Genomic DNA, 22184 nt, shown 5'->3' with positions numbered 1-22184 from the left:
ACGGTGGCAAAAGGCAGCGATAGACTGTCCTCTCCAAACCAACCGCGGGGAACAGATTTGACATCCGCTTCGACGAACGACATCGAGTTCCGTTCGGTCACGAAAAACTATGGCGCCGTGACCGCCGTGACGGACATCAACCTTACCGTGCCGAAGGGCGCCTTCCTGGCGCTGCTCGGCCCGTCCGGCTGTGGCAAGACCACCTGCCTGCGCATGATCGGCGGCTTCGAGCAGCCGAGCGAAGGCACCGTGCTGATCGACGGGCGCGAGATGAACGGCATCCCCGCCTATCGCCGCCCGGTCAACATGGTGTTCCAGCACTATGCGCTGTTTCCCCATTTCAACGTCGAGCAGAATGTCGCCTATGGCCTGAAGCAGATGCGGCCGAAGCTCACCTCTGCCGAAATCAACCACCGGGTGGCGGAAGCGCTGGAGATGGTGCGGCTCGATGGCTTCGCCAAGCGCCGCATCCATGAAATGTCCGGCGGCCAGCAACAGCGTGTTGCGTTGGCACGCGCGCTCGTCAATCGTCCGTCGGTGCTGCTTCTCGACGAGCCGCTCGCCGCGCTCGACAAGAAGCTGCGCTCGGCCATGCAGATCGAACTGCAGACGCTGCAGCGCGAGCTTGGCATCACCTTCGTGCTCGTGACCCACGATCAAGAAGAGGCGCTCTCAATGGCAGATATCGTCTGCGTCATGAGCGCGGGGCGCATCCGCCAGCTCGGATCGCCGCAGGAGGTCTATGATCGACCCGCCGATCTCTTTGTCGCGGATTTCGTCGGCAAGACCAACCGTATCGATGCGAAGCTTGAGGCGGACGGCAGCACGCTTAGACTGAAGGATGGCTCGGCGATATCAGCAGGCGTTGCGTCGCTCGCGCCCGGCGATGCAATCGTCGCGATCCGCCCGGAGGCCATCCGGCTCACCCGGGCAGCCGCGACCGATCTCGCCTCGTTTGAAGGAACGGTGACCCACCGCATTTTCCTCGGCTCGTCGGCGGAATATGCCGTCAGCGTTCCGGGGCTTGGCGATTTTCTCGTGACCGCCGACCGGCGCGGCATTCAGGACAGCGAACTGGTCGAGCCCGGCGAAGCGGTCTTCCTCGGCTTCGATCCGAGAGCCGCCCACATCTTTTCAGCATAACTGTCTTTTCAGCATCACGTGCAGCCTAAAATCAAAACAAAGGGAACAGCATCATGAGCAAGGACTACAAGGATAATCTTCCCATCTCCGCATCGGGCTTCATGGACGAGTTCATGCGCCTGAAGCGCGGCTCCGTCTCTCGCCGGCATTTCCTCGGTATCACCGGCCTTGGTCTGGCGACCGCGGTCATGACCCGCTTCCCCGGCGCGCTTTCGAGCCCGGCCTTTGCGGCGGAAGACCTCGGCACGCAGATGTCGATTGCCACCTGGCCGAACTACCATGACCCCGCAACCTTCGAGAACTTCACCGCCGCGACCGGCGTCGCGGTGGAGGTCAACGTCTTCGGCTCGAACGAGGAAATGCTGGCAAAGCTGCAGGCGGGCGCTTCCGGCTGGTCGCTGTTCGTGCCGACGAACTACACGATCTCCACCTACCAGAAGCTCGACCTGATCGAGGAGCTCGATCTCGCCAAGGTGCCGAACTTCAGCCAGACGACGCAGAACCCGCGCTTCACCTCGGAAGGCAAGATCGACGGCAAGACCTACGCGGTGCCGAAGAACTGGGGTACGACCGGCTTCTCCGTCAACACCTCGAAGATCAAAAGCAAGCTGACCACCTGGAAGGACTTCTTCGAGATCGCCCAGACGGAAGCCGACGGCCGCGCCATGGTGCACGACTACCAGCTGACGACGATCGGCAGCGCGCTGGTCTCGCTCGGCTACGGCTTCAACTCGATCAAGGCCGAAGAACTCGCCAAGGCCGAAGAGCTGCTGATCAAGGTCAAGCCGCATCTCTTCGCCATCAACTCCGACTACCAGCCCTCCATGCGCTCGACCGACGCCTGGATGACCATGTGCTGGACCAATGACGGCGCCCAGCTCAACCGCGACATGCCTGAGATCGCCTATATCCTCGGCACCGACGGCGGCGAAATCTGGACCGACTACTACGCCATCCCCAAGAGCGCACCGAACAAGGCGGCCGGTTACGCCCTGCTCAACTATCTGATGGACCCGGCCAACGCGGTAAAGGAGCATATCGCCAACGGCGCGCCCGCCACCGACAGCCGCATCATCGCACTGCTACCGAAGGAGATCACCTCCAACAAGATCGTCTATCCGGACGAGGCATCGCTGACGCCCCTGGAATTCGGCGCCGCCGTGACGCTGACCGATCCGGGCCGCGCGGAGCTGATGGCGCGCTTCAAGTCTGCTTAATCTGGCTCCCTCTTCTCCCCAACGGGAAGAAGAGGGTTCCAGCGCAAGGATTTCAAACACCGCAGTCACGCCCCCGGGCGTGGCCGCCTCCACTCCTCAAACAGAAAACATCCGATGGCCATCACACCCGAAACCAAGAAACGCCTGGTCACTGCCGCGTTGCTCACGCCGGCAAGCCTGTGGCTGTTCGTGTTTCTGGTGCTGCCGTTCATCGCCATCGTCGTCTTCTCCTTCGGCGAGCGCGCGCCGGAAGGCGGCTATCAGGCGTCCTTCACCTTTGCGCAATTCGCCAATCTCGGAGCCCGCGCGGCAGCCTTCAAGAACACGCTGATGCTCGCCCCGGTCGGCGCCTTCCTCTGCCTGCTGGTCGCGTATCCCGTCGCCTACTATCTGGCCGTCAAGGCAAGCCCGAAATACCGGCTGGTATTGGTTTCGCTGGTCGTCGTGCCGTTCTGGACGAGCCTGCTCGTGCGCGTCTATGCCTGGATGTACATTCTGGGCGCCCGTGGCCTGCCGCATCTCCTTGAGATGGTCGGCATCGAGAATGTCCGGCTCCTCAATACGCCGGGCGCCGTGCTGCTCGGCATCGTCTACAGCTACCTGCCACTGATGATCATGCCGATCTATGTGAGCCTCGAGAAGCTCGACCGCCGCCTGCTGGAAGCCTCCGCCGATCTCGGGGCCAAACCGATCTCGACCTTCTTCGGCATCACCCTGCCCCTGTCGCTGCCCGGCGTCATGACCGGGGTTGCGCTCGTTACCATCCTGCTGCTCGGCGAATACCTCATTCCGCAGCTTCTCGGCGGCGGCAAGGTGTTCTTCATCGGCAATGCGCTGGTCGATCTCTTCCTGCAATCGCGCAACTGGCCGTTCGGTTCGGCGATTGCCGTGACGCTCGTCGTGGTCGTCGTCATCATCCTGCTTGTTGCCATGCGCATCGCGTGGCGCGTGGCCGGCACACGACAGGTGGATCTCGTCTGATGCGTGGCTTCATTTCTGCCGTTTATGTCTTTCTCTATGCGCCGATTGCGCTGGTCGTTTTGTTCTCGTTCAACTCCGGCCGCAGCGCCAGCGAGTTCGTCGGCTTCTCGACCCAGTGGTATGCCAAGGCGCTCTCCAACACCTTCCTGACGGACGCGCTGCAGAACAGCCTCGTGATCGCCTTCATCAGCGCCGTGCTCGCAGCCGTCTTCGGAACCATGGCGGCGCTCGGCATGGAGCGACTGGGTGGCCGGATGCGGGCCGTGTTCGATGGTCTCTTCGCCGCCGCCATCGTCGTGCCGGGCGTCGTCATCGGCATTGCGACGCTGGTGGCGCTGGTACAGGTCTTCGGCTTCATCAATCCACTGCTGGCAGCCGCATGGCCGGGCGAGCAGCCACCGAAACTCTCCCTCGGCTTCGGCTCGATCATCGCAGCCCACGGGTTGTTCACAATGGCGCTGGTGACGATGATCGTCAAAGCCCGCATCGCCAGCCTCGGCCGCGATATCGTCGAGGCGTCCAACGATCTCTATGCAACGCCCTTCACGACCTTCCGCCAGATCGTGCTGCCACAAATCATGCCGTCGGTCCTTGCCGGCTTCCTGCTCGCCTTCACCTTCTCCTTCGACGATTTCATCATCGCCTTCTTCGTCGCCGGCTCCAACACGACGCTGCCCATCTATGTCTTCGCCTCCATCCGCCGCGGCGTCACGCCCGAGATCAACGCCATCGCGACGATGGTGCTGGTGGCGTCGCTCTGCATGATCCTCATCGCGCGTTTCCTGATGCGCGAAAAGAAAACAACGAACTGAACGGGAGGCCGCCATGATCCTCAAGAACCGCGTCGCCATTGTCACCGGCTCCGGCTCAGGTATCGGCCGTGCCGGCACACTGGCCATGGCGCGAGAAGGCGCTCACGTCGTCGTCGTCGATGTGGATTTCATGAATGCCGGCGAGACCGTGGAATTGATCCACGAGGCCGGCGGAACAGCAGAAAGCCTCGTTCTCGATGTCACCGACGACGATGCGCTGGAGGCCGGCATCGCCTCCGTCGTGGAGCATCATGGCCGTATCGATATCCTGCACAACCATGCCGGCGCGCAGGTGGCCGGCGATCTCGAGCAGGTGGCGATTGAAGGTTTCGACAAATCCTGGTCGCTGAACGTGCGAGCGCATTTTATGGCGGCGCGCTTTGTCATGCCGATCATGAAGCAGGCGGGCAAGGGCGTGATCCTCAATACGGCGTCCTCATCCGGCGTGCTCTACGACCGCGAGATGATCGCCTATACGACGACGAAACACGCCGTCATCGCCATGACCCGGCAGATGGCCGGCGACTATGCAAAATTCGGCATCCGCGTGAACGCACTCTGCCCCGGCTGGGTCGATACCCCCTTCAACGAACCCTTCATCGCGCAGATGGGCGGTAGACAGGCAATCGAAGCCTATATCGCCGACAAGGTGCCCCTCGGTCGCTGGGCGGATGTTTCCGAAATCGCCGAACCGATCCTCTTCCTCGTCTCCGACCGCTCGTCCTACATGACCGGCCAGATCCTTGTCGTCGACGGCGGCGAGACGGTGGTCTAATTCCATCGCTTTAAGCTGCGGCCCCTGCGAACGTCAAAACAGGCGTTCGCAGGCAGGGTGGCGAAAGCGGTAGGGCAAGCGTTTTTAGCCCTCTCCGTGAGTATATGCGGCAATCACGCGAGGGTACGTCACCTACATCATTTGGCGTAGCTTCTCCCTCGAATGCTTCAATATTCCGACAAAAATGCCCTCAGCTGTCCTTTTTGAGTAATCTGCGTGCTTCCAAAACCAAGGTAGACTGGGCCAACATCAGTCCTACCGACCATTGGAGGCCAACATGCCAGTTGAACGCGACAGCCATACGGTGCTCGGACGCACAAGACGACATTTCCTTGGCCTTACGGCGGCAGCAGGAGCGAAGGCTGCGGCAATCCTGGCCATGACAGTTCCAACGATAGGCTACGCCAAGTCGGATAAAGACAAAGACAAGGACAAGGACAAAGGGGATGGCTCGCGATGCTTTGTGCGGGGCACCTCCATCCTGACGACAGCCGGCGAGGTTCCCGTCGAGAGCCTCCGGATCGGCGATCTCGTCAAGACCGCGAACGGAACCGCCAAGCCGGTGAAATGGATCGGTTTCAACCGCTACCAGCGTCGCGGCGCACGGTGGCCGTCAAACGTCATGCCGATCCGTATTGCGAAGAATGCCCTGGGAAAAAATACGCCGTATGCCGACCTCTATCTGTCGCCCGGACACGGTCTGTTGCTCGAAGGCGTGCTTATCCAGGCCCGGGACCTGGTCAACGGCAGTTCGGTTGTCCCCGCTCTTCCGGCAAAAACCGACGTTCTCGAATATTTCCATATCGTGCTTGATACCCACGAGGCCGTGCTTGCGAACGGTGCGGCAACGGAAACCTTTTTAATGAGGGCCGGCAACCACGAGGATTTCAGCAATTTTGCGGAATTTGCTCGCTTGTATTCCGATGTCGGGAAGATGCTGCCTCTCGCTGCAACAGTCGGATACGGTGGCCGCCTCCATCTGAAAGCCCTTCTGCGGCTGGCCATGGGGCGCTTTTTGCCACTGACCCAACCGGCGGAACAGATTTACGAAACGGTAGCGGCGCGCTGTCACGACCGTTCCTGAAATCTCGGAGACGTAACTGCTTTTTCTGCTCCTGCTGTCCCCTGGCAAGCGGTTTGGAACGGAGGCGTGAATTGCGCGCCTTTACCGCTGCCCCGTGCTTGCGCCGCATCCCAAGTTTTGGCTAGGTTTGGAGAGCCGACGCGAGGAGCGGCGCTGCGTGCCCAGGTACTTTTTCAACATCATGACCGCCAACGGACCCATCGATGACCCCGAGGGAACCGAACTGGACGATCTCGGCCAGGCGAGGATCGAGGCCATCGCGGATGCACGAGCCTTGATGAGCACGGCGATGCGCGAAGGGCGCACGATCTTTGGAAGAAGCATCGAAATTTGCGACTAAACCGGAAATGTATTGATGAAAATCGCCTTTTCCGAAGCCGTGACGGCTTCGGATTGAGTTCACGAAAGATCGAAATCTTCCACCGGCTCCTCGATCAGGCGCCTATACTCCGCCTCGGCGGCGCCATAGCAGCCGCCGGCGACCTCCTCAAGCTTGCGTCGGTCGATGATCCGGACATTTCCCCGCGTGGCCTTTATCGCATGCAGGCCTTCCAGAATATGGAGCTGATCGGTTACGCCCGATCGCCGGACGCCTAGCATCAGAGACAGGAACTCATGCGTCAGCGGCAGGTTGTCACCGTCAATTCGGTCATGGCACATCAGCAGCCATCTCGCCAGCCGCGCATACATGCTGTAGCGGGCGTTCGCCAGAGCCGAATGTCCGAGCTGAACTTCGCAGGAATGAATGTAGCGAAGAAACAGGCTGTGCATCTGTGAATGGTTGTTCACGACGCCGAGAAACGGCTGGACGGCGACCCTGAAGCCGGCTCCGGTTGCCTGCATGAACGTTCGATGCGTGGTGGTGCGCGTCAGGAGAAGCACGTGGTAACCGGTCATGCCTTCGCGCCCCACGTGACCGACTTCGCATGTTTCACCATCCGACGATCGGGCGACGACCGATGCCAGTCCATCTTCTATGAAATACACGAATGGGTTCGGTTCATCTGCCTCGACAACAACCTCCCTCAAAGACAGTTTTACCCACTCCATGTGCGCAGAGAGTGCGTCGAAGTCTTCCGGTCGCAGCGCTTTCAGAAGTATATTCTGAACCGCGCGCTGCGTTGGTTGTGACATTCCATTCTCCAATCCCGTCGGAGTTCGGGCTGCAGCGCCGTGCGTCATCTATGACGCACTCAGGTTGCCGTAGCACTTTATGCCTTCTGCACAATTTTATCCTTAGACCGATTCCGGCTTAAGGAATTACACAGCAGGACCAAACGCCAACTCATTCATGACAGGTTATGGGACAAAGCAGGTCGGTGCGCCATATCACACGGGCGAATGTACGTTTTCGACCAAGTGGATAGCTGCGATGTCTGATTGTTTTGCTGGAGAAGGGCCTGGCGCCCTTGTCGAGATGTAGCCACTATGCGCCTTCGGGCAGAAATAGCAAACGACCCTTTGCGAATGTTCAGATTGAACCAGACATTCGCTAGTTTTCGATTGTCAGGGACAAACCGGTTCCCACTTTTCCCTGACAAACTCCAGGAAGAAAGCCAAAATCGCATTTTTCTTGAGACCGGCCGTCTTCAGATCAGCCTTCCTTGTCCGGAGGACTCGTCGGCCCACGTCGGCTTTGTGCTGCAATCTTGACGCGTGCGTTGCCAAATTCCGCCGCCTGGTCGCGGCTCTGGAAGGAGCGATGCTCACTATGGTCGAACTGGTAAACCGTCACGACCCATACTTTGTCGTAGCGCTGAATTTCAAATCTTGCTGCGGGTGAATCCGGTGACGTCATTGCGGTCCTGTACCAAGTGGACGGGAAGGCACTCGGCCTTCACGACGAAAGGCGTGCCTGCATTTTTCATCTTGCCATATGCACACGTGAAAATAGCGAAACCATCGTACACTATCGTATTAAGAATTCTCTTGTTTTTTCCAGCCGAAATCTGGTTAAACCCGAAGGGAGGAATGTTGGATAAACAAGCGATATCCGCAGGCCGTTTTTGGTACGTTATAGGACGGTTGCTTGACGGTCGATTCAGCGGGTCTAATCAGCAAGATTTACCGGGTCTGGAGCCGTGTCTCTACCTCTGCCAAGTTCTTGAGAAACGATTTGCATCCGTGTTTGTTCCGGATCCGGGAAAGAGGCCCTTTTTCAATCCGGAACGTCCAGCCAAACCATATCGCTCGCACGTGATGTCGAGCGTTTTAACTTTGCTCTGCCGGAATGATCGACGAACAAGGAAACCGCCAGCCCTTGCCGATGATTGAGACGCCGGACAATAGGATCGGCACCCCCACCGCGACCGGATGCAGCAGCCATCAACCAAGAGATGTCAGTCTAAAGCCGTTGAGCAAGGTCAAAAAGGGCGCGCTGGCAGATCAATCGGAGGAGCCACGTCGCTCGGCGCCCCCCACGGAACTCGTATGCGTTCACTGCGGCGCGATCTTCCAACGTTCGACATCACCTGCCAGCGAATTTTTTCTCTGCAATCGATGCGCGAGCGATGCAGTTGCCTGGTCGCACGACTGAAGTGACGATCGCATGGAACCTTTTCTATGGGTACGCATTGTTGTTTTCCAGACAAAGGCAAACCATGTTCATCTGGAGCAAAAAAACGACTTGCGCTGCGTGTCTTCGCAATTAAGTTGGCAGGAGATGACAGGCCAACCTCCCGCGTAGAAAAACATAGGTCCTACTGTTTCAAACGAAAAGAAACCTCGTACGCATACGCGAAATCGAAGCGGCGAATTGATTCAGAGGATCCAATGGCAACAAGTAGGCGCCCCCTGAGGGCAACTTTCATCTACAACGATGACACCAGGACGATGTCGGTGACGATAGAGGAATACTCGACCGTTCTCGGTCCTTTCAAGGACCAGGATGAAGCGGCAATTGCCGCCCATGCTTTTTGCATCGAGCAGGCTGGCCTCGTCGATGAGGCAGAGAGTGACCCCTCCCTGTCTCCTTCCGAACGACTCTCGCTTGCACAGCTTTTCTCAGCCCATTGATCGCACGATCGGCGTCGGTATTTATTATATAAGCCTCTCCTGATACGTTTCGGTGACGCCTTCCCGCCGAAACCGGTTTGCGGCGAGCGAATTTCTCTCAAGCGATGGGCGGGACATCCCGCCTATTCCCGGCCTCGCTGAGGCGCCATCGCCATCGCTTGGGCATAGGCCTGCGGTGAGCGGTTGCCCGGCATATTCTCCTCCAGGAGCAGGGTCTTTACGTCATCCGAGCGCATATCGAGGACGATGACACGATCGAGCTTGTCCACCGCCCAGACAACATAGCCAAGCTCTGGCGCATAACCGCAATCGCAGCCGCTATCACCGCCGACAATTGGCTGGTGTTCCACCGGCAAATACATGATGCGCGGCTTCGGTAGCTTGTAGCAATGTCCCTCGTAAGCATAACCATAGATGATGCCGACACTGACAGCCTCCGCATCCTGTCGCATGTCCATGGCGATATAGCCCTCGCCGGCGCGAAACCGCATTTTCTTCCCATCCGCCGCGATCTGGCCGGTCCCATCCGGTTCACCTCCCAGGCCGTCAGGTGGGTTGAACTGGCTGCGTCCATAAAGGCGAACCTCGCCGGGATTAAAGACCTCGTCACGCATGCCCGCATAGGGGTTCTCGCTGCAGCTGCTCATCTTCGTTTCCTTCCACGGTTCAAGTTGGATTGATGATTTCGCGCCAGATGAAATTCTCACGCAGCCGGTCCGCCGCATGACCGCGCGCTGAAGTCACGACTGCAGCTGCTGCAAGTTCAAGCTTGAGATTGTCGGGATCGAGCATCCTCAGCGACCTCGCCAGTGCGCGGCCGATATCGTCACGGGCAGCAATCAGGGCACGCTTGAACGCCAGCGGATCGTCGGCGAAAGCATCGGCGGTCAAGGTGTGAAACCGATCGAAATCGCCCAGGCTGAGATCACGCAGATCCGTATCGATCAGGCTTTGCCCGGCGCACCCGCTCTCCACCAGCCGAAAATGATAGGCATCGACGATGCTGTCGAAGACCGCGCCGATGAACGGCAACGCGCGATCGTGAACCTCGCGCGTCACCTCCGACATGCGCCGAAAATTCGTGGCAAGACGGATCTGCGTCTCGGGGCTCGTCTCGGCGAAACGGTTGAGTTCGTTGTAGAGGAGCAGGTTGCCCCGGGTCCGCCGCAGCAGACGATCGATCGCAGAATCGAAGTGCAGGAACGAGATGAGCGACACGCAATCCGAAAAAGCCTCCGAAAAGACGAAGAAGTCGTCGCCTCGTGAAAGCCCCGTCGGGAAACCCGCCTCCGACAGGCTGATGAGATGCCCCATTTCGTGGGCGATGCTATCGAAATTCAGGGCGTAGGGCCGGCGTATGCCACCGACATCCGAGAAACCGAGTTCGAGGAAACCATACCCCGCCTGGGCATTTGGCCAGTCCACCAGCGGCACGATCTCCAGCCGGGGGTAGACGTCCCGGAAGAACCATTCGACTGGCCTGCCAAGATAGCTATGCCAGACATCGAGAACAAAATGCACGCAGGCATAGGCATGGACGCCGAGATAGGCGCGCGACTGCGGATCGAGATGATCGAAATGCCGGTCGATGCTCGCGCGTGCCGGTGCACGACATGGTCCAAGAAAGGGCGGCAACGCGCTGGGACCATAGGGCTGCTTGTCGAAAAGCGGATCGGCGACATACATCGAACCGTCGCTCGGACCATCGGAAATATCGTCGCGGGAAATGTTCAGCCAGACGCGATCCGGCTGCTCGTAGCCGGGGATGAAGGGTGGTTGCGGATAAATCCAGAACCGTGTGCCGAGGCGGGCATCCGATGTTGCCGGGGCTGCGTTCAGATACGGGCTCATCGCACAATATCTCTTCCAACGGAGGCATGCAGCTATAGGTTTTATTAGTATTTATGTATCAATGATATGTCAATGTTGGCGGCTTCCAGATCCCGCAGCATAGTGTTGGTCACACGCCACTGCTGCAGAGAGCGAGAGCCCTGCCGACGCTTCACGATATCCGGCAGAAGGCGTAGGGATTGTATGGCATCCACAGCCTTCTGGTGGATGATCTGCGATCGCAAGCCAGCACATCTCTCCGCCAGAAGACCCACCTCGGAAAACGCATTTTCGAGCGTGCGCTGGCGAAAATCCGTTGTCCGGGCAATGGCGGCAAGCGCTTGCCGCTCCTTCCACGAGATAAGGCCCCGTCGCATCAGCATCGCAAAGGTCCGCTGCAGGTCGATCAGGGCATCGGTCAACGGCATGAAGCCGAGTTCGGCCGGCGCCGACTGGATTGCAACCGCGTCATCCGGGGCCAGCGGCCAGCGGCGGTACCAGCGATAGACGAGGCCCACGCCGACCATGCCGCAAGGCGCCAGTTCCGCAGCACGCAGCGCGCCCATGCTGGCCGCCCCGACCATGACGATGCCTTGGGCCATCGCCCACAGGATTTCCTTGTGCCGAGCGGCCGGCCGATGCTCGAACTGGCCGTCGATCAGTAGCATGGCGCGCGGGCGAAAGGCATGCGCGGCCAGCAGGATATCGCCCTGCCCGGCCGGCTGCAGATAGACGGCATCGAGAATTTCGCGCGCATCCGCCAACCGAAGCGTGGGACCGAGAAAGACGAGGAGCGGTCCTTGCGTGTCGCTTCCGGCCATCACCGCCTCACCGCACGACGGCAAGGGGAAGTGCTGCCGAAAGAACCGTGCGCACGCAATGGATACCCCTGTCAGAGCCTACGGGAACGGCGATCACCGCTCCCAGCCCCACTACTGTGACACGTTCGACAATATCGCTGGCGCATTGAACAGCCGGGATTTCCTGCAATCCGCTGCTCTCTGTCTTTCCCGCGTCAAGAATGAGCTGTCTCGCCGTTGCAACGATATCAGCGCGCGCGCGACTATAATGGGTCGCCGTCAGATCGTCCCGCGCCCCGGATATGACCGCTGCCCGCGTCACGAGGGCTTCCAGCAAGGCGTTGGCCATAGCTTGCGGCAGGGTCGGCGCGGCCGCGTAGCCTTCCGTCGGGAGGCTGAGCAGCGGAGCCTCGCTGCCTGTTTCAATCGTCTGACACCAGACCACGGGAACCCCCGTCGGGGATGGTGCGCTCCAGAATGCCGCTGCAATCCCGTGCTCGGCCGAAATCGACAACCATGTTCCCACGTCACCATCAAGGCGCTCTGCCGCAAGCCGCATCCGGTCGAAAAACCCATGGGTCGCGAAGGCACGCGCCAAGGCGTCCCGTTCAAGACATTCGAACAGGCCATGAAGGAAGGCCTCGTGCACCGTCCTGTGACAGGCAAGCCCGGTGGTCGTTCGATGAAACAGCCCGTCATGGGGCAAAGGCGGTTCGGTATAGCAGGCATGGACCAGCTCCAGCGGAACGGGAATCTCGGTACCACCTGCGACATCGAGCCCGAGGACCCACGCCGTCTCGACACTGCGCCAGTCCCGCTTGCGTTCCGGTAAAGCAAGAGTATCGAACGCGCCCTCGGCAATCCCAAGCTCCTGCGCCGTCGCGACGAAAACACGCCCGGGCGGCACCGCCTCCGCGTAAACCCGTTCCATCGCCTCCATCAGGGCTCCGATGGCCGCCTGCTGCAGCGTCTTGCCGCGACCCAGCGACGTCACTTCCGATAGGGCCACCGGGCGCACGGCCTGCGCGACGGGAATGCCGAGATGGTCGAGACCGGTCAGATCGCCCAGCCGGGTGACACCGGCGCGGCTACAGATTGGCAGGATGTCACGCAAAAAACGATCTTCGTCCGTCCTTTCTACCCGCGCGGCAAAAGGCACGTCAAAACCCTCAAGGAGTGAACGGCAAAAATCGGCTGGGACGCCGGAAAGCCGGCCGGCCGCGATCCGATGGCAAGGGTCAAGGCTCAAGGACAATGCCGAGCTCCCTGGCTGTCTGCTCTGCACGCCGCTGGAGGGTGGCGGCTCCCTGGCTTCGAGCCACATGGAAAGCGGCCACAAGGTCTTCCGCGATCACGTCCCCAGACGCTCCGTTGTGGCTGTTGAGACCCGCCCGGCACCGGTACAACTCGGAGAGCCAGTAGCGATGGCCGGTTTCGTTGGTGTTCTCGATGGCGTCGCCCACCACCTCGATGGCTGTCGCATAGTCCCTGGCCAGTCCCAGCATCGAAGCGTGCATATAGAGATAGATCGGCAGATCGATAACCGCGCCAAGGCCCCGCAGGAGAGACAAGCCCTCCTGGAACGTTTCATAGCCATCGGCGAGTTTGCCCCTGTGCACATCCGCCCAACCGCCGAAAAGCTGCGACAAGCCGAACAGGGACGGCATGTCGTGCTGTCGCGAAAGCCCGGCCATGCTGGCGGCAACCTCGGACAGTCCCTCGTAATCATCCCGGTAGAAGGCTGAAACGGCCTCCGTATCCAGCGAATGTGCCTTGCTGGGCGTATGCGAGATGCGGTCGACGAAGGAGATCATATCCGACAGTGCCGCGTCCGAACCCGCGACATCCCCCGTCAGCCAGAGGGAGAGCGCCAATTGACCGAGCGCACAAACTTTTGCGTCATGTCCGCCGAACAGGGTTCGACCTGTCCTAGCCGCACTCTCGTCATAGAAAGCGAGCCCCGCTTCTATTGCAGCCTGGGTTTCCCTGTGCCGGCCAAGATTGAAATCGATCGCCCAGATGCTGTGGTTGACCTGAAGCTGGATCTCTGGATCATTAACGGCCGAGAGTATCGATTGCACCTGCAGGGCGCGATCATGCATCGTGCGGAAATCTGCACCCGTCTGCCACCAGCCCCAGTAGATCGGAAACCATCTAGGCTGGGTTTCGACAGGCTGCCGTCGCGCGATCTCGATGCCTCTTTCGTAGAGATCACGGGCGGCCGGAGACCCCATGCCCACGGTCCCCGTCAGAATAGGGCCTAATGCCGCGAAGGCGGCAAGCTGCAGCAATTCGGCCTTGTTCGCTTCGGCAAACTGTTCGCAGAGCGCCAGAGCATGTTCCAGGTGATGGCGCGCCTCGATCAGGGCGGAACGGCTGGAATGATCCGTGCCTGCCGCAATGAACAGACCGACGGCATCTTCGAGAAGACCTGCATACTCGGCGTGCTGCGCAAGCGCGCCCGTATCCATCCAGCTGGCCAGCTTGTCGATCTGCCGGCAAGCGTTGAACAGGCGGCGATGCAGCTCGCGCCTCTGTTTCTGCAGCAGCGTATTGTAGATGGTTTCCTGGATCAGCATATGGCGAAAGCCATAGGCGGTTGGGCCGGGCATGCGCAGACGGCTCAGCAAGCCCATATCGCAAAGCGTGTTTGCAGCGCCGAGCAGGGCTTTCCTGCTAAACCCCGGCAACATCTCCTTGAGAAGATCGAGCGTGAAGCGGGAACCCGCGACGGCACCGGCACGAACGACTTCGCGCGCAGATCCTACCTGGCTCAATCGCGCATCGACGATGCTCTCGAAGGCAGACAGACGATCCGGCGAAACCGTGCTCGCCAGTTTCATGCTATCGGTCTTCAATCCCTCCGATGCCCACTGGCATATTTCCTCTATGAAAAGAGGAACACCGCCCGAGATATGTTCGGCAACATCGAGAAACTCCGCCAGCATGGCCGATCGATGCTTCGGCCACATCGCTTCGATTGCCTGCCGGGTCTCGTCGTCCGTCAGCGGCCGTAGCGTGAGACGGGTCAGGCTGTGATCCTCCAGCCATGCACGTTCCCTTACCGGCCGCGAGGTGATGACGAGAAGGACGGGAAGGTGCTGGACAGCCCCCATGGCCGCTGTCAGGAGATCCTGGGACGTCGGGTCGATCCAGTGAATATCCTCGACCGCCAGCACGATCGGGCCGTTTTTGCACATCGCCTGAAGCGCCCGGAAAACGGCCCGGTGTGCCCTTTCCCTGATGGCTCCCGGTTTGAGATCCGAGAGCGGCCTGTGCCCTCCGTCGGCGCCCAGCATATGGGCAAAGACGTCAACCGCCTCGACATCATCGATGCCGTTGCGCGCAAACTGAGATGAAACCGCCGAGCTGGTCAGCCGAACCGTTGTTCCCCGCTGCCCGCTCTGCCCGGGAAGACCATGCATCAAAGGGTGCAGCGTCGAATGGGCGCCATCGACGGAGCATTGAAAAAAGAAGGACTTCACCCGCGCATCCCGCGTCATCTTGCGAACTTCGCGCAGCAGCCGCGACTTCCCCAGCCCGGCTTCACCCTCCAAAAGGAGGATTTCACCGGTACCATCGCAGACTTTCCTCCAGCAGCTGGCTATCGCCTCAAGTTCGTCGTCCCGCCCGATGAAGGGTCCGATGAGATTGCCGAAAGCGTAGAACCTGTCGACTTCCTTACGGTGGGGGGATGCGCGCCATACTCTGAGCGGGGTCGCAAAACCCTTGAGCGCGCGGGTCCCCTGAAACACGAAGGCATGCGAGCGGCCGGCAAGATTTCGGGTTTCCTCCGAAACGAGAACGGTGTCCGGCTCGGCCAGCGCCTCCAGCCGTGTCGCCAGCGCCAGGGCAGCCCCGGTCACCGGTTCTTGCGACCCATCCGCCTGCCGGGCATGGATCAATGCAACGGACGTCGCCACGCCCACGCGCAGCCGCACATCGCCATGACCGTATTTCGCCCCTGCCCGCTTGCAGGCATCGATAATGGCAAGCCCCGCGCGAACGGCAAGCGACGCACCATCCTTGGCACCGAGCTCGATGGGAAAAAGGGCAAGCCCGCCGTCACCTGCAATCACCTTTACAACACCGGAACAGGACGTGATCGCCTGCTTTGCCGCCGCTTGAACCGCGGCAATCAGTTCGCTGTAATCCTCGATATCCAGTCTTTGAAACAGGTCTGTCGAACCGACCATGTCGTAGCAGAGCGCCGACACGATGCGCCGTTCACCGGCCGCACCGATCTGCCGTCCAACGCCAGCCGATTGCCTTGCCTTCCGAAGTCCCCCGGTATTTTCACCTGAACGCGGCACTTCGATCCCCCACACTCGCAACGCCTGGTGGTTTCTGCCTCTTCCGGTATCCTAGAGCCTTTCAGAGTTAGATTGAAGCCTTCCGCCGAGCATCTTTCCGCCCGGATCGGAGGCGATCGGCTCGGATGCACCGTTAGAGTTTGTCAGGGAAAGATGGAAACCGGTTTTCCCGAAAAGACAAACGGAAACACAAGAATCTAGAGGATGTCTGGTTCAATCTGAACCAGACATTCTCTAGGTATCCCCTTCGCGAATCTCCTCTGCCGCGACGAAAACCTCCTTCGCAGAGGGCTTCAAGCTAACCCTTAATGTACTCCAACGGTGTTTCGGTTGGTTTGCCCGTACAAACAGCCGAGCCGAATGCGCCTCATCATCACATAGGTGGATATCACCTTCGCACGCGATACCACCGATTGGTGTCGTTCAAGGACGGCAAAAACTTGTCACACTCACGATCAAGGTTACCCCAATGCTACGGGGTGCAAACAGCGATCGGGGCGGTGGCGCATGTTGAGAATCACGATCAAAGACGACAACTACCTCAGTGCCTCCGCTGGCATCAGCGGCGTATACAGCGCCACCGGCGCCGATTCGAGTGGCGGGAGTTCTTCCGCAGATACCGCCGATGTCACATCGATCTATCGCGCCGCCGATGGACTGACGTCAAAAACAGCTTCCACCTTTACCGCAGACTTCGCGCCCGGCCCTGTGAAGTCTGCCACCACCGCCGGCGTGTTGTCGGCGGTGGTTGACACCAGCCCGGCACAAAACGTCGGCGCCACGGACGATCGTGTGCTGCTTGCCAACCTTCCCTCCTCGGCCGCGGCAGACGCTGCCCCGGCATTGCCGGAAACCACCCTGCAATCCAAGGCGGTCGTGCTCCCGGTCGGCCCCGCAACCGTAGCCCGCAGCTTTACCGCCCTGTCCGATGACGCCACGCCAACTGCAGCAGCGGCGGCCGCGACGACAACGAACAAGATCGTTCTCGAAAATATGAAACAGGGTACGCCGAGAAGCGAGTGGGAGATCGACGGCGACGGCGACGGCAATATCCAGGGCTTTGCAACCGAAATCAGCACCAATGTCGGCCAGACCGTCAACTTCAAGATCGCGACGGATTCGACCCACTACCGCATCGACATCTACCGGCTCGGCTATTACGGCGGCGATGGCGCCCGCAAGGTCGACAGCATCGACAAGTCGCTGACGACAGCGCAGATCCAGCCGCACCCGATCGTCGATATGTCGCTCGGGTTGATTGATTGCGGAAACTGGTCGGTCTCGGCAAGCTGGACCATTCCGCAGGATGCCGTCTCCGGCGTCTATTTCGCCAAGCTGGTGCGCGAGGACGGCACCGAAGGCGAAAGCCTCGTCCCGTTCGTCGTGCGCGAGGACGGCTCCACCAGCGACGTCGTGTTCCAGACCTCCGATACGACCTGGCAGGCCTACAATGCCTGGGGCGGCGCAAGCCTCTACTACGGCGAGGTCCCCGTCGATCCCGCTGACATGATCGGCTACCTGCCGCCCAATTGCAGCTGCGGCCTGACCGCTATCGGCCGCGCATCGGCGGTCAGCTACAACCGGCCGATGATCACCAACACCAGCCCGGTGGGCGGCACCCACGATTTCATCTTCGGCGTCGAGCATTCCGCCATCCAGTGGATGGAGCAGAACGGCTACGACGTTTCCTACATCTCCGGCGTCGATGCGACCCGCAGCGGCAGCCAGCTGCTCAATCACAAGGCGTTCCTTTCGGTGGGCCATGACGAATACTGGTCGGCCGAACAGCGCACCAATGTCGAGGCAGCCCGCGACGCAGGCGTCAACCTTGCCTTCTGGAGCGGCAACGAGTGCTACTGGAAGGTTCGCTGGGAAAACAGCATCGACGGCAATGGCACCGCTTATCGCACCATGGTCTGCTACAAGGAGACCTGGGGCACGAGCACCGACCCGAGCAATGTCAACACGGGAACCTGGCGCGATCCACGCTTTGCCGATCCCGGGCAGAAGCCCGAAAACGCCCTGACGGGCACGATGTTCACGGTGGACAGCTACCGTCAGGACGCAATCTCGGTCCCATACGATTTTTCCAAGCTTCGCTTCTGGCGCAACACCGACGTTGCCAATCTGCAGCCGGGCCAGACGCTGCAACTGGCGCAGAACCTGCTGGGCTATGAATGGGATTCGGATGTCGAAAACGGCTTCCGGCCGGCCGGCCTCGTCAATCTGTCGCTCTCGACGGTCTCCGTCGACACGTATCTGCGTGATTACGGCACCACTGTCGGCTCGGCCGACGCCACTCACAGCCTGACCATGTACCGCGCCGAAAGCGGCGCATTGGTCTTCGGTGCCGGCACCGTCTTCTGGTCCTGGGGGCTGAATGCCGATCACGAAGGTCCCACGACAGCCACGGACCGCAATGTCCAGCAGTCGATGGTCAACATGTTTGCCGACATGGGCATCCAGCCATCGACGATCGATGCGAGCCTCATCCTTGCCACGCAATCGCCGGACCATATCCAGCCGGTCTCCACCATCACGTCACCCACCGTCGGCGCCAGTTTCGTCGAGGGCCAGCGGGTCACCGTGACCGGGACAGCCCAGGATTCGGGCGGCGGCATCATCGCCGGCATAGAAGTTTCCACCGATGGTGGCGCGCACTGGTTCAAGGCCACCGGCCGGGAAAACTGGAGCTATAGCTGGGTCGTTCAGGCGAGCGGCACATACACCATCAAGTCCCGCGCCGTCGATGACAGCGTCAACCTCGAAACGCCCTCGACCGGCAAGCAGGTCACGGTCAACCTGCCCATCAGCTCAAGCCTCTGGACCCTTGCGGCAAAACCCGCAGTCGAAACCGCTCTTGACCGCGACGGCGTCGAACTCGGCGTTCGCTTCCAGTCAACGACCAGTGGTTCGGTCGAGGCGATCCGCTTCTTCAAGGGGTTCTACAATACCGGGGAACACAAAGTCAGCCTGTGGAAGACCGATGGTTCGCTGCTGGCGACCGGCATCTCTACCGGAGAACCGATCTCGGGTTGGCAGACCGTCAAATTCAACAGCCCGATTCAGATCGCGGCCGGCACGACCTATGTCGCCTCCTATCACACCAACGGCTACTATTCGGCGACCGACCAGTATTTCAACTCGGCCTATACCAATGGTTCGCTCAAGGTCGATCAGGGCGGCGGCGTCTACGCCTATGGGAGCAGTACGGTCTTTCCCGGCAACAGCTTCAACGGCACCAATTACTGGGTCGATGTGGTCTTCAACCCGTCCGGGGTCAACGCCGCCCCGGTCGCAAGCAACGACAACGGCTTCGTTGGCGTCCAGAACGCGGCTATGACCATCACAGCCGCGCAGGTCCTCGCCAACGACACGGACATCGATGGAGACACGCTCTCGGTCACCGGCGCAAACGGGGCCGTCAACGGCTCGGTCAACTACGATACGCAGAGCAGGACCTTCACCTTTACACCGACGACAGGCTTTACCGGCGCGGCCCGCTTCACCTACGCGATCTCGGACGGTCGTGGCGGCACCGCGTCAGCCACCGTTAACCTCACCGTCAATCCACCCTCGACGGCCGTCAGCCTGTTCAGCACCTCCGACACCCCGGCAATGACCTCGGTGAACGATCCAAGCCAGGTCGAACTCGGAATGAAGTTCGTTGCCTCGGCCCAGGGCCAGATCACCGGGATCCGTTACTACAAGAGCGCCCTCGATACCGGCACGCACACCGGATCGCTTTGGAGCACCACCGGCACGCGGCTGGCGACAGCTACCTTTACCAACGAAACGACGGCCGGCTGGCAGACTGTGACCTTCTCGCAGCCCGTCACGATTACTGCCGGCACCACCTATGTCGCAAGCTACCACTCCAACGGCAATTACGCCGTCAGCCCCAACTATTTCAATGCCAGCCGCACCAACGGTCCGCTCACCGCGCCGTCAAGTTCGTCCAGCGGCGGAAACGGCGTCTACGCCTATGGCGCAAACGGCATCTTCCCCGGCGGAAGCTATAACGCCTCCAATTATTGGGTCGATGTCCTCTTTGAGCGACCGACACAGAACACCGCGCCGGTCGCCGGAAACGACCCCGGCATTCCCGCGCAGGCCAATACGCCGGTTACGATCCAGGCATCGGTTCTTCTCGCCAACGACAATGATGCGGATGGCGACCCGCTGACGATCACCGGTGTCAGCAACGCGGTCAATGGCAGCGTCGCGTTCAATGGCCAGACCAACATGGTCACCTTCACGCCAACGACCGGGTTTTCAGGCACGGCGACCTTCAACTACGCGATCTCCGACGGACGCGGCGGCACATCGTCGGCACAGGTGTCTCTGGTCGTTGCACCGCAGGGCAATGTTCAGAACCTGTTCTCGGAAACCACCACGCCAGCCACGGTCACGGTCAATGACAACAGCCCCGTCAACCTCGGCATGAAGTTCCAGGCGGACGTATCGGGCTGGGTAACCGGCATCAAATTCTACAAGGGGCCGAGCAACACCGGGCCGCATACCGGTTACCTCTGGACGTCGAGCGGGACGCTGCTTGCAAGTGCGAACTTCACCAACGAGAGCGCCAGCGGCTGGCAAACCGTCAACCTGTCCAACCAGGTCGCCATCACCGCCAACACCACCTACGTCGTTTCCTACAGCACGAATGGAAATTACTCCGCTACCGGCAATTTCTTCAGCACCAGCGTCGCCAACCAGAACCTGCATGCGCTCTCCTCCGCTCTCAGCGGCGGTAACGGCGTCTATGCCTACGGCACAAGCGGCCTCTTCCCCGGCAGCACCTACAACAGCACGAACTACTACATCGACGTTGCCTTCAGACCTCAGCTGGCAGCCTGAAGCGGGTCGTGCCGCGACGGAATAATACATGTGAAAACAAATACTTAAAAAATACAAGCGAATCGAAAAGATCGCGAAACTCTTAAAATAAAACCAACTTCAAGAGGGTGCGCATGACAGTCGACGATCGTCTCCCGGTAACGGTTCTGGCGGGTTTTCTTGGTTCGGGCAAAACCACGATCCTGAACCATGTGCTCTGCAACCGCGAAGGTCTTCGCGTTGCCGTGATCGTCAACGATATGAGCGAGGTCAACATCGATGCCGATCTCATTCGCGACGGCGGCAGCGATCTTTCGCGCACCAACGAAACACTGGTCGAGCTCAGCAATGGCTGCATCTGCTGCACGCTTCGCGACGATCTTCTGAGCGAAGTGCGAAGGCTCGCTGCGGAGCGACGCTTCGATTACCTCCTGATCGAAAGCACCGGTATTGCCGAACCGTTGCCGATTGCAGCCACCTTCTCCTTCCGGGACGAGACCGGAGCGGCCTTAAGCGATATCGCCCGGCTGGACACCATGGTGTCGGTCGTCGATGCCGCAAACCTGCTCTCGGACTATTCCAGCACCGATTTCCTGAAAGACCGCGGCGAGACGCGCGACGACACCGACAACCGCACACTGGTCGATCTCCTGGTCGAACAGATCGAATTCGCCGATGTCGTCGTCATCAACAAGATCTCCGATGTCAGCATATGGGAGCGGTCGACCGTGCGCGCCATCGTCGCCGCGCTTAACCCGGATGCGCGGGTCATCGAAACCGACTTCGGGTTCCTGCCGCTCGAATCCGTGCTGGATACCCGGCTGTTCAGCGAGGCCAAATCTGCCCGCCACCCGCTGTGGCACAAGGAACTCTACGGCTGGGGCGATCATCACCCCGAAACCGAAGAATACGGTATCGGCAGTTTTGTCTATCGGGCGCGCCGTCCTTTCGATCCAACGAAATTTCAGGATTTTCTCGATACCAACCAGCCGGGTCTCATTCGCGCCAAGGGGCATTTCTGGCTGGCCACACGCCCCGAATGGATCGGCCTGATGTCGATTGCCGGCATTCAGCGACGGGTGGACGCGAAGGGTTTCTGGTGGGCAACGGTTCCGCGCGCCCATTGGCCGCGCCACCCACAATTCAACGCCCTGATGGAGCGCCACTGGAGCCCGATCTGGGGCGACCGGCGGCAGGAGCTCGTCTTCATCGGCATCGATCTGGACGAGAGCAATATCCGCCAGACCCTCGATGCCTGCCTGATCGGCCAGGAAACCAGTTTCGACCCGAGGATCGGCCGCGACCTGCCGGACCCATTCCCACCATGGCACCAGACCCATGCAGCCTGATTACTTTCTGAACCCAGCTACGGAGA

General features: G+C 60.2%; 16 protein-coding genes and 1 pseudogene. 10 read left to right on the top strand and 7 right to left on the bottom strand.

What is annotated here, in order from left to right:
• Nucleotides 1-57 precede the first annotated feature (57 nt).
• From QO002_RS21615 to QO002_RS21585, 7 genes are all read left to right on the top strand, one after another.
• Entirely contained in the window at nucleotides 58-1143 is a 1086-nt protein-coding gene (locus QO002_RS21615) for an ABC transporter ATP-binding protein (RefSeq protein ID WP_307233771.1), read from the top strand.
• Between the two features lie 53 nt (nucleotides 1144-1196).
• Nucleotides 1197-2360 (top strand): polyamine ABC transporter substrate-binding protein, encoded by a 1164-nt coding sequence (locus tag QO002_RS21610; RefSeq protein WP_307233770.1) that lies wholly within the window; start codon nucleotides 1197-1199, stop codon nucleotides 2358-2360.
• A 114-nt stretch (nucleotides 2361-2474) separates the two neighbouring features.
• A complete protein-coding gene (locus QO002_RS21605; RefSeq protein ID WP_307233769.1) occupies nucleotides 2475-3341 on the top strand; it encodes an ABC transporter permease in 867 nt (288 codons plus the stop codon).
• Nucleotides 3341-4153 (top strand): ABC transporter permease, encoded by an 813-nt coding sequence (locus QO002_RS21600; RefSeq protein ID WP_307233768.1) that lies wholly within the window; start codon nucleotides 3341-3343, stop codon nucleotides 4151-4153. The genes QO002_RS21605 and QO002_RS21600 overlap by 1 nt, the downstream gene beginning before the upstream one ends.
• A gap of 13 nt (nucleotides 4154-4166) precedes the next feature.
• Nucleotides 4167-4928, top strand: coding sequence for an SDR family NAD(P)-dependent oxidoreductase (locus tag QO002_RS21595; protein WP_307233767.1), 762 nt, complete (start codon nucleotides 4167-4169; stop codon nucleotides 4926-4928).
• A gap of 277 nt (nucleotides 4929-5205) precedes the next feature.
• Nucleotides 5206-6012 carry a Hint domain-containing protein gene (locus tag QO002_RS21590; protein WP_307233766.1) on the top strand — a complete coding sequence of 269 codons (807 nt, stop codon included), beginning with the start codon at nucleotides 5206-5208 and terminating at the stop codon, nucleotides 6010-6012.
• Nucleotides 6013-6169: 157 nt separating this feature from the next.
• Nucleotides 6170-6352 (top strand): DUF6894 family protein, encoded by a 183-nt coding sequence (locus QO002_RS21585; RefSeq protein ID WP_307233765.1) that lies wholly within the window; start codon nucleotides 6170-6172, stop codon nucleotides 6350-6352.
• 59 nt (nucleotides 6353-6411) lie between these two features.
• Here QO002_RS21585 and QO002_RS21580 read toward each other — a convergent pair whose 3' ends face one another.
• The gene (locus QO002_RS21580) at nucleotides 6412-7146 is read right to left on the bottom strand and encodes a Crp/Fnr family transcriptional regulator (RefSeq protein ID WP_307233764.1); all 735 of its coding nucleotides are present in this window, start codon (nucleotides 7144-7146) and stop codon (nucleotides 6412-6414) included.
• Between the two features lie 460 nt (nucleotides 7147-7606).
• Complete coding sequence (locus QO002_RS21575; RefSeq protein WP_307233763.1) at nucleotides 7607-7810, bottom strand: hypothetical protein; 204 nt, start codon at nucleotides 7808-7810, stop codon at nucleotides 7607-7609.
• Between the two features lie 974 nt (nucleotides 7811-8784).
• Here QO002_RS21575 and QO002_RS21570 point away from each other — a divergent pair.
• Entirely contained in the window at nucleotides 8785-9027 is a 243-nt protein-coding gene (locus QO002_RS21570; protein ID WP_307233762.1) for a hypothetical protein, read from the top strand.
• A gap of 122 nt (nucleotides 9028-9149) precedes the next feature.
• On the opposite strand, the pseudogene QO002_RS21565 reads toward QO002_RS21570, so the two are convergent.
• From QO002_RS21565 to QO002_RS21545, 5 genes and pseudogenes are all read right to left on the bottom strand, one after another.
• Nucleotides 9150-9455: pseudogene (locus QO002_RS21565) on the bottom strand (hypothetical protein); the annotation flags it as partial.
• Between the two features lie 238 nt (nucleotides 9456-9693).
• A complete protein-coding gene (locus tag QO002_RS21560; protein ID WP_307233761.1) occupies nucleotides 9694-10878 on the bottom strand; it encodes a gluzincin family metallopeptidase in 1185 nt (394 codons plus the stop codon).
• Between the two features lie 44 nt (nucleotides 10879-10922).
• Nucleotides 10923-11678: a TfuA-like protein gene (locus tag QO002_RS21555; RefSeq protein WP_307233760.1), complete on the bottom strand. Its 756-nt coding sequence runs from the start codon at nucleotides 11676-11678 to the stop codon at nucleotides 10923-10925.
• A gap of 7 nt (nucleotides 11679-11685) precedes the next feature.
• On the bottom strand, nucleotides 11686-12771 hold the full coding sequence (locus tag QO002_RS21550; protein ID WP_307233759.1) for a YcaO-like family protein: 1086 nt from the start codon (nucleotides 12769-12771) through the stop codon (nucleotides 11686-11688).
• Between the two features lie 124 nt (nucleotides 12772-12895).
• Nucleotides 12896-15970, bottom strand: a complete 3075-nt coding sequence (locus tag QO002_RS21545; protein ID WP_370878566.1) for an ATP-binding protein — start codon at nucleotides 15968-15970, stop codon at nucleotides 12896-12898.
• Nucleotides 15971-16477: 507 nt separating this feature from the next.
• Here QO002_RS21545 and QO002_RS21540 point away from each other — a divergent pair.
• On the top strand, nucleotides 16478-20830 hold the full coding sequence (locus QO002_RS21540) for a DUF4082 domain-containing protein (RefSeq protein WP_307233758.1): 4353 nt from the start codon (nucleotides 16478-16480) through the stop codon (nucleotides 20828-20830).
• A gap of 113 nt (nucleotides 20831-20943) precedes the next feature.
• The gene (locus QO002_RS21535) at nucleotides 20944-22158 is read left to right on the top strand and encodes a GTP-binding protein (protein ID WP_307233757.1); all 1215 of its coding nucleotides are present in this window, start codon (nucleotides 20944-20946) and stop codon (nucleotides 22156-22158) included.
• The last annotated feature ends 26 nt before the right edge of the window (nucleotides 22159-22184 follow it).

Origin of the sequence: Pararhizobium capsulatum DSM 1112 (assembly GCF_030814475.1) — a bacterium.
Lineage (GTDB): Bacteria > Pseudomonadota > Alphaproteobacteria > Rhizobiales > Rhizobiaceae > Pararhizobium > Pararhizobium capsulatum.
The sequence above is the reverse complement of the archived record's forward strand: the minus strand, read 5'-3'. Positions and strand labels throughout refer to the sequence as shown.